At 65.3% G+C, this 16,282-nt stretch carries 17 protein-coding genes; 3 read left to right on the plus strand and 14 right to left on the minus strand.

All coding sequences use genetic code 11. The features are described 5' to 3' along the window. Positions 1-53 precede the first annotated feature (53 nt). The 12 genes from cheD to flhD form a co-directional block, all read right to left on the minus strand. Positions 54-653 carry a chemoreceptor glutamine deamidase CheD gene (gene cheD, locus BM252_RS10395; RefSeq protein WP_093387141.1) on the minus strand — a complete coding sequence of 200 codons (600 nt, stop codon included), beginning with the start codon at positions 651-653 and terminating at the stop codon, positions 54-56. Between the two features lie 12 nt (positions 654-665). Next, on the minus strand, positions 666-1,526 hold the full coding sequence (locus tag BM252_RS10400) for a CheR family methyltransferase (RefSeq protein ID WP_093387143.1): 861 nt from the start codon (positions 1,524-1,526) through the stop codon (positions 666-668). A 148-nt stretch (positions 1,527-1,674) separates the two neighbouring features. After that, positions 1,675-3,402, minus strand: coding sequence for a methyl-accepting chemotaxis protein (locus BM252_RS10405; protein WP_093387146.1), 1,728 nt, complete (start codon positions 3,400-3,402; stop codon positions 1,675-1,677). A gap of 154 nt (positions 3,403-3,556) precedes the next feature. Continuing rightward, the gene (locus tag BM252_RS10410) at positions 3,557-4,045 is read right to left on the minus strand and encodes a chemotaxis protein CheW (protein ID WP_093387148.1); all 489 of its coding nucleotides are present in this window, start codon (positions 4,043-4,045) and stop codon (positions 3,557-3,559) included. A gap of 26 nt (positions 4,046-4,071) precedes the next feature. Further along, entirely contained in the window at positions 4,072-6,270 is a 2,199-nt protein-coding gene (gene cheA, locus BM252_RS10415) for a chemotaxis protein CheA (RefSeq protein ID WP_093387150.1), read from the minus strand. Between the two features lie 45 nt (positions 6,271-6,315). Beyond that, a complete protein-coding gene (locus tag BM252_RS10420) occupies positions 6,316-6,681 on the minus strand; it encodes a response regulator (RefSeq protein WP_093387152.1) in 366 nt (121 codons plus the stop codon). Between the two features lie 71 nt (positions 6,682-6,752). Next, positions 6,753-7,301, minus strand: coding sequence for a chemotaxis protein (locus tag BM252_RS10425; protein ID WP_093387154.1), 549 nt, complete (start codon positions 7,299-7,301; stop codon positions 6,753-6,755). Between the two features lie 48 nt (positions 7,302-7,349). Further along, positions 7,350-8,282 carry a flagellar motor protein MotB gene (motB, locus tag BM252_RS10430; RefSeq protein ID WP_093387157.1) on the minus strand — a complete coding sequence of 311 codons (933 nt, stop codon included), beginning with the start codon at positions 8,280-8,282 and terminating at the stop codon, positions 7,350-7,352. Between the two features lie 51 nt (positions 8,283-8,333). After that, positions 8,334-9,194 carry a flagellar motor stator protein MotA gene (gene motA / locus BM252_RS10435; protein ID WP_093387159.1) on the minus strand — a complete coding sequence of 287 codons (861 nt, stop codon included), beginning with the start codon at positions 9,192-9,194 and terminating at the stop codon, positions 8,334-8,336. A 182-nt stretch (positions 9,195-9,376) separates the two neighbouring features. Continuing rightward, entirely contained in the window at positions 9,377-10,165 is a 789-nt protein-coding gene (locus BM252_RS10440; RefSeq protein ID WP_093387162.1) for a class I SAM-dependent methyltransferase, read from the minus strand. Positions 10,166-10,226: 61 nt separating this feature from the next. Next, positions 10,227-10,772 carry a flagellar transcriptional regulator FlhC gene (gene flhC / locus BM252_RS10445; protein ID WP_093387165.1) on the minus strand — a complete coding sequence of 182 codons (546 nt, stop codon included), beginning with the start codon at positions 10,770-10,772 and terminating at the stop codon, positions 10,227-10,229. Between the two features lie 68 nt (positions 10,773-10,840). Next, positions 10,841-11,158 carry a flagellar transcriptional regulator FlhD gene (flhD, locus tag BM252_RS10450; RefSeq protein ID WP_093387167.1) on the minus strand — a complete coding sequence of 106 codons (318 nt, stop codon included), beginning with the start codon at positions 11,156-11,158 and terminating at the stop codon, positions 10,841-10,843. 661 nt (positions 11,159-11,819) lie between these two features. On the opposite strand from flhD, the gene kynU reads away from it, so the two are divergent. Then, positions 11,820-13,070: a kynureninase gene (gene kynU / locus BM252_RS10455; protein WP_093387170.1), complete on the plus strand. Its 1,251-nt coding sequence runs from the start codon at positions 11,820-11,822 to the stop codon at positions 13,068-13,070. Between the two features lie 24 nt (positions 13,071-13,094). Then, on the plus strand, positions 13,095-13,949 hold the full coding sequence (gene kynA / locus BM252_RS10460; RefSeq protein ID WP_093387172.1) for a tryptophan 2,3-dioxygenase: 855 nt from the start codon (positions 13,095-13,097) through the stop codon (positions 13,947-13,949). A gap of 88 nt (positions 13,950-14,037) precedes the next feature. Here kynA and BM252_RS10465 read toward each other — a convergent pair whose 3' ends face one another. Then, a complete protein-coding gene (locus tag BM252_RS10465) occupies positions 14,038-15,264 on the minus strand; it encodes an AGE family epimerase/isomerase (protein WP_093387175.1) in 1,227 nt (408 codons plus the stop codon). Positions 15,265-15,343: 79 nt separating this feature from the next. Between BM252_RS10465 and BM252_RS10470 the strand changes: the two genes are divergently transcribed. Next, entirely contained in the window at positions 15,344-15,889 is a 546-nt protein-coding gene (locus BM252_RS10470) for an RBBP9/YdeN family alpha/beta hydrolase (protein WP_093387178.1), read from the plus strand. 177 nt (positions 15,890-16,066) lie between these two features. On the opposite strand, the gene BM252_RS30010 is transcribed toward BM252_RS10470, so the two are convergent. After that, entirely contained in the window at positions 16,067-16,267 is a 201-nt protein-coding gene (locus BM252_RS30010; protein WP_139236398.1) for a hypothetical protein, read from the minus strand. Between the last annotated feature and the right edge of the window lie 15 nt (positions 16,268-16,282).

A 16,282-nucleotide genomic window follows, 5' to 3' on the forward strand; every position in this document is an offset into this window, starting at 1 on the left:
GCCGCCCACGCGGCGCGCCACAAACTGGCGGGCGGCGCGGCCGCCCGTTCCGGCTAGAACAAATCGATCTCGCCGCCGACCGGCGCCTTCTTGAGGCGGCTGGCGTAGTCGAGCTCGCGCTTGGCCAGCGTGTCGTTGTGCGCCTGCATCAACTTCTTCACCAGCACCTTGCCGCTGCGCGGGAAGAAGTAGACCTTGCGCGGGTGGATGTCGTTGAGGTCCTCGGCGACCACGCGGATCTTCTCGACCTTGAGGAAGTTGAGCACGAAGGCGGCGTTGCGCTCGCCCACGTTGATGGCGGTGAAGCCCTTCAACACGGCGCCGCCGCCGAACACCTTGGCCTCCAGGTTCTCGCGCCGGGCGCCGGCCTTGAGCAGGTCGTTGATCAGGATCTCCATGGCGTAGGTGCCGTAGCGCGCCGAGGCCGACACCGGGCTGTTGGTGTCGCTGCCGCCGTCGGGCAGCATGAAGTGGTTCATGCCGCCCAGGCCGGTGACGCGGTCGCGGATGCAGGCCGACACGCAGGAGCCGAGCACGGTGACGATCAGCATGTCCTTGTTGGTGAAATAATACTCGCCGGGCAGGATCTTGGCGGCATCGCAGTCGAACGTCCTATCGAAATAGACGTTGGTGGCAAATTGTTCGAGGTCCATGTCGTAGTCTCATTAGCGGTGCGACGTTGCTTTTTGGCCCGCGCCGTGGTCCAGCTCGTAGACCGTCTTGCCGCGCAGTTTCAAGGATTCCGAGACATACAGGAAATTTTCCGAGTGGCCGGCGAACAACAGCGCGTCCGGCTTCATCAGCGGCACGAAGCGCGCCAGGATCTTGCGCTGGGTCGCCTTGTCGAAATAAATCATCACGTTGCGGCAGAAGATCACGTCGAACTGGCCGCTGATCGGCCAGCTGTCGGCCAGCAGGTTGAGCTGCTTGAAGGTGATCATCTGGCGCAGCTCGGGGCGCACGCGCACCATGCCCTCGCGCTCGCCCTTGCCCTTCTGGAAGAAGCGGCGGGCCCGCTCGGGCGCCATCTTGTCGAGCCGGTCGAGCGTGTAGACGCCGTTGGCGCCGGCCGCCAGCACGTTGGTGTCGATGTCGGTGGCGATGATGGTGACCGGCGGCGTCAGCGTGTTGAAGGCCTCGCACACGGTCATGGCGATCGAATACGGCTCCTCGCCGGTGGAGGCGGCCGAGCACCAGATGGTGATCGGCCCGCTCAGCTTCTTGACGTGCTCGGCGAGCAGCGGGAAATGGTGCGCCTCGCGGAAGAAGGAGGTCAGGTTGGTGGTCAGGGCGTTGGTGAAGGCCTCCCACTCGTCGCCCAGGCGGCCCGCCTCGAGGTCGTCGAGGTACTTGACGAAGGACGAGATGCCGGTGGCCCGCAAGCGCCGCGCCAGGCGGCTATACACCATCTCCTGCTTGCTGTCGGCCAGCGAGATGCCGGCCCGCTTGTAGATCAGGCCGCGCACTCTTTCGAAGTCCTTGGCGTTGAAGTCGAACTCTTTGACGGTGTCTTTAGATTGCGGCATTTGTTAAACCCTTATTTGATGCTGGAACAATGCCTTGCGCCTTGCGGCGCCGGCGCGCGGGGCGCCGACGTACTACGCTCACATTACACGACTGCCGCGCGCTTGCGCGGCCTTACTGCTAAAAAACCCTTGCTTAAAACTCTTAGGCTTAAAACTCTTCCCACTCGTCGCTGCTGGCCGCCGAGGCCAGCTTCTTCGGCGTGGCCGTGGACTTGCTGGCCGCCGGGGCGGCGGCACGCACCGGCGCGGCCGGCCGCGGCGCGGCCACCGCCTTGCTCGGCGCCGGGCGCGGCGCCAGCTGCGGCGCGGCGTGGCGCGGCGCGTTGCCGTCGGCCGACAGTTTGAAGATGCTGACCGCCTGCGCCAGCTTCTGCGCCTGCTCCTGCATGCTCTCGGCGGCGGCGGCGGCCTGCTCGACCAGGGCGGCGTTCTGCTGGGTCATCTCGTCCATCTGGGTGATGGCCTGGTTGACCTCCTCGATGCCGTTGCTCTGCTCCTGGGTGGCGGCGGTGATCTCGCCCATGATGTCGGCCACCTGCTTGATCGAGGTGACGATCAGGTCCATGGTCTGGCCGGCCTCGTCGACCAGCTTGCTGCCGGCGTCGACCTTGTTGACCGAGTCGCCGATCAGTTCCTTGATCTCTTTGGCGGCGCCGGCCGAGCGCTGCGCCAGGTTGCGCACCTCGGAGGCGACCACCGCGAAGCCACGGCCCTGCTCGCCGGCACGGGCCGCCTCGACGGCGGCGTTCAGCGCCAGAATATTCGTCTGGAAAGCGATGCCGTCGATGACACCGATGATGTCGACGATCTTGCGCGAGCTTTCCTTGATCGAGCCCATGGTGTCGACCACCTGCGACACCACGCTGCCGCCCTTCACCGCCACCGACGAGGCCGACACGGCCAGCTGGTTGGCCTGGCGCGCGTTGTCGGCGTTCTGTTTGACGGTCGAGGTCAGCTCCTCCATCGAGCTGGCGGTCTGCTCGAGCGAGCTGGCCTGCGACTCGGTGCGCGAGGACAGGTCGGCGTTGCCGGAGGCGATCTCGCGCGAGGCGACGGTGATCGTCTCGGTGCCGGCGCGCACGTCGCCGACGGTCTTGGCCAGGCTGTCGTTCATGTCCTTGAGCGCCTGCAGCAGCTCGCTGGTCTCGTCCTTGCCCTCGACCACCACGTGCGAGGTCAGCTCGCCGCCGGCGACCTTCTGCGCCACCTCGACGGCGCCCGACAGCGGCCCGGTGATCGAGCGGGTGATGACGAAGGCGCAGGCCACGCCCAGCGCCACGGCGACCGCGCCCAGGCCGAACAGCATCAGCATCAGGCGCGTGTCGGCGGCCACCGAGCCGTCCAGCACCTCGCGCGCGGCGGCCTGCTGCATCTCGACCATCTTGTTGATCGAGGCCAGGGTCTGGGTGTTGAGCGGGTCGATGCGGCTGGCGATGACCTTGGCCGCGCCCTCGCTGTTGAAGGCCAACACCTGGCCGATCGCCTCCTTGAAGGCGGTGTCGACGTCCTTGTCGAGGGCGGCGATGTCGGCCAACACCTTCTTCTCGGCGTCGTTCAGGCCCAGCGCCTTGAGCGCCTCGACCGCCGCCTCGTAGCGTTTGCGCTGGTCCTTGACCTTGCCCTCCTCTTTTTGCATCAGGCTGACGTCGGACTGCAGGCCGATGTTGCGCATCGCGATGCCGGTTTCCAGCATGGCGCTCTTCATCGCCGCCGCCTGCAGGTTCTTGGCGGTCGACAATTGCAGGCCCTTGGTCAATTCGGATTTGTTGCTGTAGTTGAGGAAGTTGGCCGACAACACCATCGCGACCAGAATCAGCAAAATGATCCCGAAGCCGATTCCCAGACGTGCACCAATTTTAAAGTCGCGTAAGTTCATTGTAGTCTCCCCTTGATATGCCAGTATTCCGCTAGTTTTTTTGTGTGTCCGCCGGGTGCTGCTCGCGGACCCCGTGCGCCGGATCGCCGTCCGGCCGGTGCCGCCCTCTATGGAACGATCGCCTCCTGCCCTTACTGCCAGCTGACCAGCCTCCTCAGGCCGCCAGCATGTCGATCAGGCCCATCTCCGGGCTCGACATCAGCTTGTCGATGTCGACCAGGATCAGCATACGCTCGTCGATGGTGCCCAGTCCAATCATGTAGTCGGTGCTGAAGGCGGTGCCCATCTCCGGTGCCGGCTTGACCTGCTCCGGCGTCAGGGTGGTGACGTCGGACACCGAGTCGACCACCATGCCGACGATGCGGCCGTTGATGTTGAGGATGATGACCACGGTGAACTGGTCGTACACCGGCTCGCCCAGCTTGAACTTGATGCGCATGTCGACCACCGGGATGATGATGCCGCGGAGGTTGATCACGCCCTTGATGAAGGCGGGAGCGTTGGCGATGCGGGTGACCGCCTCGTAGCCGCGGATCTCCTGCACCTTGAGGATGTCGATGCCGTACTCCTCCGAGCCGAGCGTGAAGGCGAGGAATTCGTGGCCGGCGATTTCTTTGGCGCCGGTTGTCAGTGCGTCTGCCATGGTGGAGTCCTATATGGTTGGGGCAGTCAAGAAAAAATGGTTTCGTCGGCCAGCTGGCGCGACGAGCGGATCAGCGCGGCCACGTCGAGGATCAGCGAGACGCCGCCATCGCCCAGGATGGTGGCGCCGGAGATGCCGGCCACCTTGCGGTAGTTCGATTCGAGGTTCTTCACCACCACCTGCTGCTGGCCGACCAGGTCGTCGATGAACAGGCCGGCCTTGCGCCCGTCGGTCTCGATGATGACGACGATGCCCTCGGACGGGTCGGCGAAGCGCGGCGTGATGTCGAACATCTGGTACAGCGGGATCAAGGGCAGGTATTCGCCGCGCACCTTGACCACCGTGCCCTTGCCGCTGATCTCCTTGACGTCCTCGGGGGCCGGCTGCAGCGACTCGATGACGAAGCCGAGCGGCAGGATGTAGACCTCCTCGCCGACGCGGATCGACATGCCGTCGAGGATGGCCAGGGTGAGCGGCAGCGAGATCGAGATGGTGGTGCCGAAGCCCTTGGCCGAGCGAATGTCGACGACGCCGCCCATGGCGGTGATGTTGCGCTTGACCACGTCCATGCCGACGCCGCGGCCGGACACGTCGGTGACCACCTCGGCGGTCGAGAAGCCGGGCGCGAAGATCAGTTGCCAGACGTCGGCGTCGCTCATGTTCTCGGCCAGCGGCAGGCCGTTCTGCGCCGCCTTGGCGAGGATGCGCTCGCGGTTCAGGCCGCCGCCGTCGTCGGACACCTCGATGATGATGTTGCCGCCCTGGTGGCTGGCCGACAGGAACAGGCGGCCGGCGTCGCTCTTGCCGCCGGCGCGGCGCACCTCGGGCATCTCGATGCCGTGGTCGATGCTGTTGCGCACCAGGTGGGTCAGCGGGTCGACGATGCGCTCGATCAGGCCCTTGTCGAGCTCGGTGGCGGCGCCGTTGGTGATGAAGTCGACCTTCTTGCCCAGCTTGGCGGCCAGGTCGCGCACCATGCGCGGGAAGCGCGAGAACACGAAGTCCATCGGCATCATGCGGATCGACATCACCGCCTCCTGCAGGTCGCGGGTGTTGCGGGTCAGCTGGCTGACGCTGTTGAGCAATCGCTCGTGCTTCATCGGGTCGAGCGTGTCGACGCGCTGCTCGATCATGGCCTGGGTGATGACCAGTTCGCCGACCAGGTTGATCAACTGGTCGACCTTCTCGATCGAGACGCGGATCGAGCCGGCCTCGGCGCCGGCGGCGACCGCCGCCTTCTCGCCCTTGGCCGGTTTCTTCTCGTGCTCCTCGACGTGCGCCGCGACGGCGGCCGGGGCGGCCTCGGCGACGATGCCGGCGGCGGCGCGGATCTGCTCGATCGGCTCGAAGAAGCCGTAGCCGCGGTTGTCGTCGGCGCCGGCCTCGGCGGTGGAGCGGATCTGCTCGATCGGCTGGAAGAAGCCGTAGCCGACCCCGCCCACCTGGGGCGGCGGCAGCAGCTCGATCTCGTCGAAGAAGCCGTAGCCGAGCTCGGCCTCGGTCTTGGCGCGCTCGGCGCTCTCCAGCTCGGCGCGGGCGGCGTCCAGCGGCGGCAGCTCGGTCACCACCATCTGCTCGGGATCGAGCACGAAGGAGCAAATGGCGATGATGTCGTCGAGGCTCTCGTGGGTGGTCACCACCATGGCGTTGCGGTCGTGGTCCAGCGGGGTGATGGCGACGTGGCCCATCAGGCCCAGCTCGGCGCCCAGCGCGGTCACCTCGCGGTGCACCATCACCGGCAGCTCGAGGCGGTAGCGCCGTCCGCCGCTGTGGTCGACCACCTTGGCCTCGGGCGCGTTGAAGCCGGGCGCCATCGGCGCCAGCGCCGCCACCGGCGCGTGCGCCGTCAGCGACTGCAGCATCATGCCGACGTCGGCGACGGCGTCCTGGTCGACGGCGCTGCCGAGGCGGTGGCCGTCGAGCTGCATCTTGAGGATGTCCTTGGCGGCCAGGAAGGCGTCGACGTGCTCGGTGGTGAGCGCCATCTCGCCCTTGCGGATGCGGTCGAGCAGGGTCTCCAGGATGTGGGTGACCTCGGTCATGTCGGTCACGCCGAACGTCGAGGCGCCCCCCTTGACGGAATGGGCGGTGCGGAAGACCGCGTTGAGGTCCTCCGGATCGGGATTGTCCAGGTCGACGGCCAGCAACAGCCGTTCCATTTCAGCCAGCAGTTCCTCGGCCTCATCGAAAAAGACCTGGAAGAACTGGCTTATATCGATGGTCATAGGGTGACTCCGTGAAGTTCGCTCGACATCATTGCACTCGCTTCATCAGCCGATGACCTTTTTGACCACCTCGATCAGTCGCTGCGGATCGAAGGGCTTGACCAGCCAGCCGTTGGCGCCGGCCGCGCGGCCCTTGGCCTTCATCTCGTCGGACGACTCGGTGGTCAGCATCAGGATCGGCACCTTCTGGTAGGTGGGCAGCTCGCGCAGCAGCTTGATCAGCTCGAGGCCGTCCATGCGCGGCATGTTCTGGTCGGTCAACACCAGGTCGACCGCCTGCTGCTTGGCCTTTTCCAGGCCGTCCTGGCCGTCGACCGCCTCGACCACCAGGTAGCCGGCCGCCTTCAGGCTGAAGGCCACCATCTGGCGCAAGGAACTGGAATCATCCACTGCAAGTATTGTCTTTGCCATCTTTGCTCTCACTCTTTGAAATTCCGGGACAGCGGCCCCGCTCTATTAACGTTCGATCAAGGGCGCCCGGGCTAGAACAGCTCGATGTCGCCACTCTCCAGGTGTTTTTGACTGACGGCCTTGCGCAGCACGCTGCGCAACTCCAGGCTTTGAATCGCCAGCGCCATGCTGACCTTACCGAGCAGGTCGACAATTTCCTCATTGTCGCTTTCAGGCAACATCTCGGCGCCGTGGGCGCCCAGCGTGCCGAGAAATTCGCGCAAGCCGGTGACCCGTTTCAGGGTGCGGTCGATCAGCTGGCTGGTCATGTCCTGGAACTGCATGCTGGTGATGGCGGCGTTGACGTGGCCGCCCACCTGGCCCTGCAGCGCCTCGAGCTGGGCGCGCTGCTCCGGCGTCGGCGCGCCGCCTTCGAGCAGCATGCGGATGGTCTCCTGCTGGCCCTCGACGGCCTGGTGGATGGCCATGAAGTTGAAGGACAGCTTCTCGATCGCCTCCTCCAACAGCAGGCCGGTCTGGATCAGGTCGGTCTCGACTTCGGTCAGATGTTTCTTGCCGTGGTCGGACACGCCCGACAGCAGGCGCTTGACATGTGAACCAAGGATTTTTTTTCTCGTCATAACAGTCTCGTTCTGGTGTAACAGCGCCCTCGCTGGGGGCGCGCTGCGCTATTTCCTGGCGCGCGGCGGCGCCGCCGGCGCCGCCGCGCCCTGCTCCTCGGCGCCCACTTCGATCTTGGCGCCGTCGCGCATCACGTTCTCCTCGGTCTTCTTGTTCATCACGATGATGCTGATGCGCCGGTTGATCGGGTTGAACGGGTCCTGCTTGTCGAGGTGGGCGGCGGCGGCCAGGCCGACCACGCGCAGCATCTTGGCCTCGCCCATGCCGCCGGCGATCAGCTCGCGGCGCGAGGCGTTGGCGCGGTCGGCCGACAACTCCCAGTTGCTGTAGCCGGCGTCGCTCATATAGGGCGTCGAATCGGTGTGGCCGGACAGGCCGATCTTGTTGGGCACGTCGTTCAGCACGAAGCCGATCTCGTGCAGGATGTCGCGGGTATAGGGCTGCAGCTCGGCCTTGGCCAGCGCGAACATCGGACGGTTCTGCTCGTCGACGATCTGGATGCGCAGGCCCTCGCTGGTGAAGTCGAGCAGCAGCTGGTTCTTGTATTTTTTCAGCAGCGGGTTGGACTCGATCTTGGCCTCGATCTTCTCCTTCAACTGCTGCAGGCGGACCGTCTCCTCGCGCTCGAGCGCGGCCTTGGCGGCGCTCAGGTTGTAGGTCTTCTTGACGGTCGGGTCGTCGGCGTTGCGCACCTGGCCGTCGCGCCGGGTCAGGTCCTTGCCGCCGCCGGGGATCACCGACGAGCTGTCGCCGCTGCCGGAGCCGCCCTGCATGGCCACCTTGAGCGGCGTCTTGAAGTATTCGGAGATGCCGTTGAGGTCGCCCTTGGTGGTCGAGCCGAGCAGCCACATCAGCAGGAAGAAGGCCATCATCGCCGTCACGAAGTCGGCATAGGCGATCTTCCACGCGCCGCCGTGGTGGCCGCCGGCGGTTTTCTTGATGCGCTTGACGATAATTGGCCGCAAGCCCTCTTCAGCCATGGCGATTCCCCGTTGTTTCCATCGTTACAAACATCATATCCGCGGCCGCGCCTACTTGGCCTTGGATTTTTTGATGTGGTCCTCTAGTTCGGCGAAACTCGGCCGCTCCGTCGAGTACAGCACCTTGCGGCCGAACTCCACCGCCAGCGCCGGCGCGTAGCCGTTCAGGCTGGCCAGCAGGGTCACCTTGACGCACTGGTACATCTTGGTCGACTCGTCGAGCTTTTGTTCCAGCAGGCTGGCCAGCGGCCCGACGAAGCCGTAGGCCAGCAGAATGCCGAGGAAGGTGCCGACCAGCGCGTGGGCGATCAAAATGCCCAGCTCGGCCGGCGGCAGGCCGACCGACTCCATGGTGTGCACCACCCCCATCACCGCCGCCACGATGCCGAAGGCCGGCATGCCGTCGCCCAGCTTGGCGATGGCGTGGGCCGGCACGGCGCCCTCGTGGTGGTGGGTGTCGATCTCGTTGTCCATCAAGTTCTCGATCTGGAAGGCATCCATATTGCCCGACACCATCAGGCGCAGGTAATCGGTCATGAACTCGACGATGTGGTGGTCGTGCAGCACGCTGGGATACTTGTTGAACAGCGGGCTCTCGTTCGGACTGTCGATGTCGCCCTCGATGGACATCAGGCCTTCCTTGCGCACCTTCGACAGCACGTCGAACAGCAGCGACATCAACTCCATGTACAGCTCTTTGGTGTAGCGCGAACCCTGGAACAAGGTCGGAATGGCGGCCAGCGTGGCCTTGATCGCCTTGCCGTTGTTGCCGACCAGGAAGGCGCCGGCCGCGCCGCCGCCGATCATCAGCAACTCCAGCGGCTGGAACAGCGCGGCCAGGTGGCCGCCGCCCATCGCGAAACCGCCGAACACGCCGACGCAGACGATGACATAACCGATTATGACTAACAAGTGCGCTAACTCCCAAAAGTCCGAATGCGCCGGCGGTGCCGCCCGGCTTGGCGCGGGCCGGCGAGCGGCCACCAAAAAGGGGGAATTTCCCCTTGAATACGCTCGAATTCAATAAATTTACACGTGGAACTACAATAGCGTGAGAGTGGTAGCAGGAGCAAGTAAATAACGCAAAATGATGCTTAAAAGTACCATCCGAAGAGCGCCGCTCCCCCTGCTGTGGTGTGGATGGTCTTGTCGGGCGGGCGCCCGACGATGGCGAATTCATAGCTGAGCAGCAGCGTGCCGGGGCGCATTTCGGCCGCCGCCTTGGTCCACAGCCGGCTCATCACGGCCGGCGACAGGTAGGCGAAGACGAGGTCGAATTGAGCGAAATCAAGTTCCTCGTAATCGCCGCGCACAAAGCGGGCGCGGCTGCCGGCCAGCGCGGCGCGCAGGCGGCTGGCCAGCCAGGGCAGCGGCGCCAGTTCGATGCCGACGCAGTCGACGTCGGCGCGTTGGCGCGCCAGGTGCAGCACCAGCCCGCCCAGGCCGCTGCCGATGTCGACCATGCGCGCCGGACCGGCCGGCAGCAGCGTCTGCACCGCCTGCCACACGGCCGGATTGGACGGGTAATACGGCACCTGGGTGCGGAAGGTCGACCAGTACAGGCCGAGCAGGAAGAGGAAGACCAGCAGGAACAGCAGCGGCGGCAAATGCCAGGCGCTGGCGCCCAGCAGCGCCAGCGGGAACAGCAGCTGGATCGGGCGCCACCAGGCGGCCAGGCCGGCGCGCCAGCTGAGCGCCGCCGCGCAGACGCCCTGCGCCAGCGCCGCCAGCAGCGGCGTGACGAGGTGGCCGCCGCGGGCCAGCAGGGTCAGCAATAAAAAGGTGGGCAGCAGCGCCAACGTCTGCAGCAACAGGGCGCGCACCGCCGGCGCCCGCCACAGCCACGACAGCCGCGCCAGGTGCGCCAAACGCGGCCGGCGCATAGCAAAACGCGGCCGGGGACTCATGCCCGGCCGCGCGATGGGAAGATGGGGGAACGCTGGATCACGCCGCCAGTAGCGCGTCGGCCTTGGCTTTCTTGGTCTTGCCGGCGCGCGAGGGCATGTGGCACAGGCCGCAGACATAGCTGCCGTTCAAGTCCATGCAGTTGACCACGAACTTGCCCTGGCATTTGCCGCAGGGCGCCAGCTCGAGCATCTTGCCGCTGAAGAAGCGCACCAGCGTCCAGGCGCGGGTCAGCGACAGCATCGGCTCCTCGCCCGGCTCGGGCGGCATTTGTTCCAGGTACAGCTTGTAGGCCTTCATCACCGCCTCGACGCCGCTGGCGCCGGCGTGCTCGACGAGGAATTTGTGGATGTTGATGAACAGCGAGGAATGGATGTTCGGCTGCCAGGTGAGGAACCAGTCGGTCGAGAACGGCAGCATGCCCTTCGGCGGCGAGACGCCCTTGAGTTCCTTGTACAGCTTGAGCAGGCGTTCGCGCGACAGCGACACCTCGGATTCGAGCAACTGCAGGCGGGCGCCGAGCTGGATCAGTTCAATCGCAAGCTGGATCTCTTGCGCTTCGGACACTACACTCTTCTTGGCCATGATATCGACTCCGGGACGTTGCATTGCGGACAGCTCACTACTCTGCTATTTACGACTGGCGACCAATCTTAAACGATTTCTTCGACCGCTTGGCCGGCCATCAGGATGGCGGCGTGCGACTGGGCCAGCACGCGGTCTTTATTGTGGCTGGTCAGCATCGACAGGATGGCGCTGTCGTCGAAGCGGAAGCGGGCCAGCATCATGTTGCCGCCGGCCAGTTTCAGGATCTGGGCGTTGCTCATGCCCTCGATCAGGTCGGCGATTTCGGCGGCGAGGCCCAGGCGGAAGATGGCGGTCACCTTGTCCGCGCGGATCATTTGCTGAGCCAGCATCAGGTAGCTCAGGTTGGCATCGCGAATCTCAGCCATCATGTCGTTTGCAGTCATTTCCATCTCCTCAATCCGTTGCGGTGTATTCACTTCGGAACACGTTTGCGTTTCCAGTGAGATACATTCTGCTTGAGCAACAAAAATGCGAGAAGAGGTGGGGAGCTGTATTTTCCGTCGGGAAATAGCGGATGCGACCTGTCGGTGTTTGTCTTACAAACACTCGCAGATTGCTTGCCGACGCCCTAGCGGCGCGGATATTTGGTGGTCTGACAGCTTCAAAAATGGCCTTTGGCACGTACAACTTATTTGATTTAAGTCGACTCTTTTTTGCTACGTCTGACTCTTTAACGACACCCTTTTCAGGAACTTTAGGGTTGGAGCGAAATATTTTTGAAAATTTTCGATTTCCTTGCCTGTCGTCCGAAGAACTTGAGGAGGCTTAACGCCAACCCATTTCCGCTCTTCATGAAACTGGTAACGGCGCCGTTTCGGAGAACTTTAGGGTTTTTTTGAATTATTTTTAAAAAAACTGAAAATACTTGCGCGATCGGCCGCAAAGCCCGTATCCATGCGGGCTTGCCCCGTCGAGAAAAATACCCGCCCGGCCCCCCGGCCGCCCATTTTGTGGTTGCGGGGGCAAGAAATTGCTACACTCCGCCATGCATCGCAAAATAGATGAAGCTTCAAGTATCTCCTCCCACTCGAAGAAAGTTACTTAATGACAACACGTGACGACTGCCTGGGCCGCGACGCGCAAGATCCGCTCGCCGCCCTGCGCGCCCGGTTCGACCTGCCCGCCGGCCTGATCTACCTCGACGGCAACTCCCTCGGCGCCCGGCCGCGCGCCGCGCTGGCCCGCGCGCAGGACGTCATCGCCCGCGAATGGGGCCAGGACCTGATCCGCAGCTGGAACACGGCCGGCTGGTTCGACCTGCCCAAGCGCCTGGGCAACCGCCTCGCCCCCCTGCTCGGCGCCGGCCAGGACGAGGTGGTGGTCACCGACACCACCTCGGTCAACCTGTTCAAGGCGCTGGCCGCCGCGCTGCAGATGCAGGCCGAGCAGCCGGCCACGGCAAGCCGCCGCGTGCTCGTCACCGAACGCAGCAACTTCCCCACCGATATTTACATGGCCCAGGGCCTGGCCGGCTGGCTGGCGCGCGGCTACACGGTGCGCCTGGTCGACTCGGTCGAGGAGATCGCCGCCGCCATCGACGCCGACACCGCCGTCGTCATGCTGACCCACGTCAACTACCGCAGCGGCTACCAGCACGACATGCGCGCCACCAGCGCCCTGGCCCACGCCGCCGGCGCCCTGGTCGTCTGGGACCTGGCCCACTCGGCCGGCGCCGTGCCGCTAGCCCTGAACGGCGACGGCGCCGACCTGGCGGTCGGCTGCACCTACAAGTATCTGAACGGCGGCCCCGGCGCGCCGGCCTTCATCTGGGTGCCGGCCCGGCACCAGGCGCGCTTCCGCCAGCCGCTGTCCGGTTGGTGGGGCCACGCCGCGCCGTTCGCCATGGCGCCCGACTTCGCCCCCGCCGACGGCATCGGCCGCGCCCTGTGCGGCACCCAGCCCATCGTCTCGCTGGCCATGGTCGAAAGCGGGCTGGAGGTGTTCGAGCAGACCGACATGGCGGCGGTGCGCGCCAAGTCGCTGGCGCTGACCGACCTGTTCATCGAACTGGTCGAACGGCGCTGCGGCAGCCATCCGCTGGGACTGGTCACGCCGCGCCAGCACGCGCGGCGCGGCAGCCACGTCAGCTTCACCCATCCGCACGGCTACGCCGTGATGCAGGCGCTGATCGGGCGCGGCGTGGTGGGCGACTACCGCGAGCCGGCCATCATGCGCTTCGGCTTCACGCCGCTCTACACCAGCTACACCGAGGTGTGGGACGCGGTCGAGATCCTGCGCCAGATCCTCGACGACACCGCCTACGACATCGCCGCCAAGCGCGACGCCGTGACCTGACCCCACCACAAGAACAGAGCCACCATGACCGACAAGAACGACAGCCCGCAATGCCCGCACGCCCAGTGGCACGGCGCGCAGATGGATTTCAGCGAATCGATGAGCTACGGCGACTACCTGGCGCTGGACCGCATCCTCACCGCCCAGCACCCGCTCTCGCCCAACCACAACGAGATGCTGTTCATCGTCCAGCACCAGACCAGCGAACTGTGGATGAAGCTGATGCTGCACGAGATGCACGCCGTGCGCGCCAACCTGCAGGCCGACAACCTGGCGCCGGCCTTCAAGATGCTGGCCCGGGTGGCCCGCATCATGGACCAGCTGGTGCACGCCTGGGACGTGCTGGCGACCATGACGCCGCCGGAATACTCGGCCATCCGGCCGTATCTGGGCGCCTCGTCCGGTTTCCAGTCCTACCAGTACCGCGAGATCGAGTTCATATTGGGGAACAAGAACGCCGCCCTGCTCAACGTCCACAACACCGCGCCGGCCGCCTTCGCCACGCTCGACGCCGCGCTGCGCGCGCCGTCGGTGTACGACGAGTCGATCAAGCTGCTGGCCCGCAACGGCCTGGCCATCGCGCCCGAGCGCCTGAACGCCGACTGGACCCTGGCCACCGTGGCCGACGAATCGGTCAAGGCCGCCTGGCTGGAGGTCTACCGCGACCCGAGCAAATACTGGGCCTTGTACGAGCTGGCCGAAAAGCTGGTCGACCTGGAGACGGCGTTCCGCTTCTGGCGCTTCCGCCATGTGACCACGGTCGAGCGCATCATCGGCTTCAAGACCGGCACCGGCGGCACGGCCGGCGTCAGCTACCTGCGCAAGATGCTCGACGTGGTGCTGTTCCCCGAGCTGTTCGCCCTGCGCACCGCCCTCTAATCCCACCCCGCACCCCGGGGTCAGTGCCGACATTCGGACATTCACGCGATGAATGTCCGAATGTCGGCACTGACCCCGATGCTTTCTCCTAGCGCGATTGCCAGCGCCGCAGCGCGTTGACGGCCTCGTAGCAGGCGCCCATGTTGTGGTAGTCGACCTTGCCGGCCGGGCTCTTGTCGTCGGTGCAGGCGCTGTTGTCGCCGCGTAGGATGCGGAACCAGGCGCCGTGGCGGTGGTCGACGAAGTGCGTCCAGCAGTAGTCCCACAGCTTGTCGTACCACAGCCAGAAGCGCGCCTCGCCGGTGCGCTCGGCCAGCACGGCGGCCGTCGCCATGCTCTCGGCCTGCACCCAGTGGTATTTGTCGGCGTCGCAGATGGCGCCGTCGGGGGCGAAGCCGTAGCAGATGCCGCCGTGCTGCTGGTCCCAGGCGGTGTCCAGGCCGGCGTCGAACAAGGCGATGGCGCGCGGCAGTATCCAGTCGGCCGGTTGGCGCAGCTGCTTGGCGTGCCGCTCCAACAGCAACAGCAGCTTGGACCACTCGGTCAAATGGCCCGGCTGGTAGCCCCACGGGCGGAAGATGTTGGAGGCGTCGTCGCGGTTGTAGTCCCAGTCCACCGACCAGTCGATATGGTAGTGCTCCCAGATCAGCCCGTCGCACAGAGCCGCCTGACGCACCGTGATGTTGTGGGCGATGCGCTCGGCGCGGTGCAGGAAGCGCAGGTCGTCGGTGGCCTCGTAGGCGGCCAGCAGCGCCTCGACCGAATGCATGTTGGCGTTCTGGCCGCGATACGGCGCCAGCGTGGTCCAGTCGGTGCTGGCCTCGTCGGCGTACAGGCCGAAGTCGGCCTGCCAGAAGTGCTTCTCCATCAAGTCGTAGGTTTCGTCTATCCAGCCGCGCGCCTCGTCGACGCCGGCCAACAGCGCGTGCGAGTAGGCCAGCAGCACGAAGGCCAGGCCGTAGCAGTGGTTGCTGCCGTCGACCACGGTGCCCTGGCCGTCGCGCCAGTCGAGCAGCCAGGCATAGCCGCCTGTAAGCGGATTACGGTGCGCCTCGCGCAGGAAGGCGAGGCCGTGGCGCACCTGGGGCAGGTATTCGTCGGCGCCGAAGTGGCGCGCCGCCATGGCGTAGGTGAAGACGAAGCGGGTGCTGCTGACCAGATGCCGGCTGCGCTCGTCGTAGACCCGGCCGTCGTCCTTGTAGAAGTGGTAGAAGCCGCCGCTGGGGTCGATACAGCGCGGATGGTAGAACTGCATCGTCTCTTGTATGTGCTTGCGCAAATCTGTTGGGGAGTGAAAATCCGGGGCGGTCGTCATGGCATACTCTTCCACATTGAGGAGCGCTAATTCTACGCGTTTCGTCCGCTCCGCGCGTCGCAAGAAGAAAGGAAACTACATGGATTTCGAGGTACTGACACTGGCCGGCCTGTGGAACTCGGGCCCGGCCCACTGGCAAACCCGGTGGGAGGCCGAGCATCCCGCCTGGCTGCGCGTGCCGCACCGCGACTGGGACACGCCCCGCTGCGACGAGTGGGTGGCCGAGTTGGACGCCGCCATCGGCCGCTGCCAACGCCCGCCGGTGCTGGCGGCGCACAGCCTGAGCTGCTCGCTGGTGACGCGCTGGGCCGCCGCCGGCTCGCGCCACGCCGTCGCCGGCGCCTTCCTGGTGGCGCCCAGCGATGTCGACGCGCCGTCCTACCCGGACTGCACCAGCGGCTTTCAGCCGATGCTGCTGGCGCCCCTGCCCTTCCCCAGCATGGTGGTGGCCAGCAGCGACGATCCCTATGTGACGGAGCAGCGCGCCCGCCTGTTCGCCGCCAGCTGGGGCAGCGAGTTCGTCTCGATCGGCGACGCCGGCCACATCAACGGCGACGCCGGCTACGGCCCCTGGCCCGCCGGCGCGGCGATGCTGCTGGCCTTCTGCGCCCGCGTGCAGGGCTGATCCGCCTGCTGGCCAGCCGATTGCGCATTCTGTCGCATGGCACTGGCGGTGCGCCGGCCGCCGAGGCGCAGGAGAAGATGGTGTTGATGAGCTTGATGCCGACGCTGAACAAAGGAAAGTGATGCAAGGCGCCGCCTGCCATACCCGCACAGGCGGCGCTGAATCGCACGTCCGCGGCTACATCGCCCGGCCGCCGCAATCCTCAAAGCAGGCGTCGCGGTCGGCGGCGCACTCCACCGGGTCGCCACCATGTTTGATGCAGTTGCGGTAACCGATCGCGCACCAGCCTTGGCAGCTGTTGGTGGACGACTCGGCGGCGTAGGCGAACGAGCTGCCCAAGCCGATAGCAAACATGAATAGTGCGAGCTTCATTTTCATTTGAGTTCCCTAGAA

This window comes from Rugamonas rubra, assembly GCF_900114705.1.
GTDB lineage: Bacteria > Pseudomonadota > Gammaproteobacteria > Burkholderiales > Burkholderiaceae_D > Rugamonas > Rugamonas rubra.

Bases quoted from the DNA above. Each gene is read 5' to 3' on its own strand.
- cheD (WP_093387141.1), bottom strand. From the start codon at position 653: ATGGACCTCGAACAATTTGCCACCAACGTCTATTTCGATAGGACGTTC.
- BM252_RS10400 (WP_093387143.1), bottom strand. From the start codon at position 1,526: ATGCCGCAATCTAAAGACACCGTCAAAGAGTTCGACTTCAACGCCAAG.
- BM252_RS10405 (WP_093387146.1), bottom strand. From the start codon at position 3,402: ATGAACTTACGCGACTTTAAAATTGGTGCACGTCTGGGAATCGGCTTC.
- BM252_RS10410 (WP_093387148.1), bottom strand. From the start codon at position 4,045: ATGGCAGACGCACTGACAACCGGCGCCAAAGAAATCGCCGGCCACGAA.
- cheA (WP_093387150.1), bottom strand. From the start codon at position 6,270: ATGACCATCGATATAAGCCAGTTCTTCCAGGTCTTTTTCGATGAGGCC.
- BM252_RS10420 (WP_093387152.1), bottom strand. From the start codon at position 6,681: ATGGCAAAGACAATACTTGCAGTGGATGATTCCAGTTCCTTGCGCCAG.
- BM252_RS10425 (WP_093387154.1), bottom strand. From the start codon at position 7,301: ATGACGAGAAAAAAAATCCTTGGTTCACATGTCAAGCGCCTGCTGTCG.
- motB (WP_093387157.1), bottom strand. From the start codon at position 8,282: ATGGCTGAAGAGGGCTTGCGGCCAATTATCGTCAAGCGCATCAAGAAA.
- BM252_RS10440 (WP_093387162.1), bottom strand. From the start codon at position 10,165: ATGCGCCGGCCGCGTTTGGCGCACCTGGCGCGGCTGTCGTGGCTGTGG.
- flhC (WP_093387165.1), bottom strand. From the start codon at position 10,772: ATGGCCAAGAAGAGTGTAGTGTCCGAAGCGCAAGAGATCCAGCTTGCG.
- flhD (WP_093387167.1), bottom strand. From the start codon at position 11,158: ATGACTGCAAACGACATGATGGCTGAGATTCGCGATGCCAACCTGAGC.
- kynU (WP_093387170.1), top strand. From the start codon at position 11,820: ATGACAACACGTGACGACTGCCTGGGCCGCGACGCGCAAGATCCGCTC.
- kynA (WP_093387172.1), top strand. From the start codon at position 13,095: ATGACCGACAAGAACGACAGCCCGCAATGCCCGCACGCCCAGTGGCAC.
- BM252_RS10465 (WP_093387175.1), bottom strand. From the start codon at position 15,264: ATGACGACCGCCCCGGATTTTCACTCCCCAACAGATTTGCGCAAGCAC.
- BM252_RS10470 (WP_093387178.1), top strand. From the start codon at position 15,344: ATGGATTTCGAGGTACTGACACTGGCCGGCCTGTGGAACTCGGGCCCG.
- BM252_RS30010 (WP_139236398.1), bottom strand. From the start codon at position 16,267: ATGAAAATGAAGCTCGCACTATTCATGTTTGCTATCGGCTTGGGCAGC.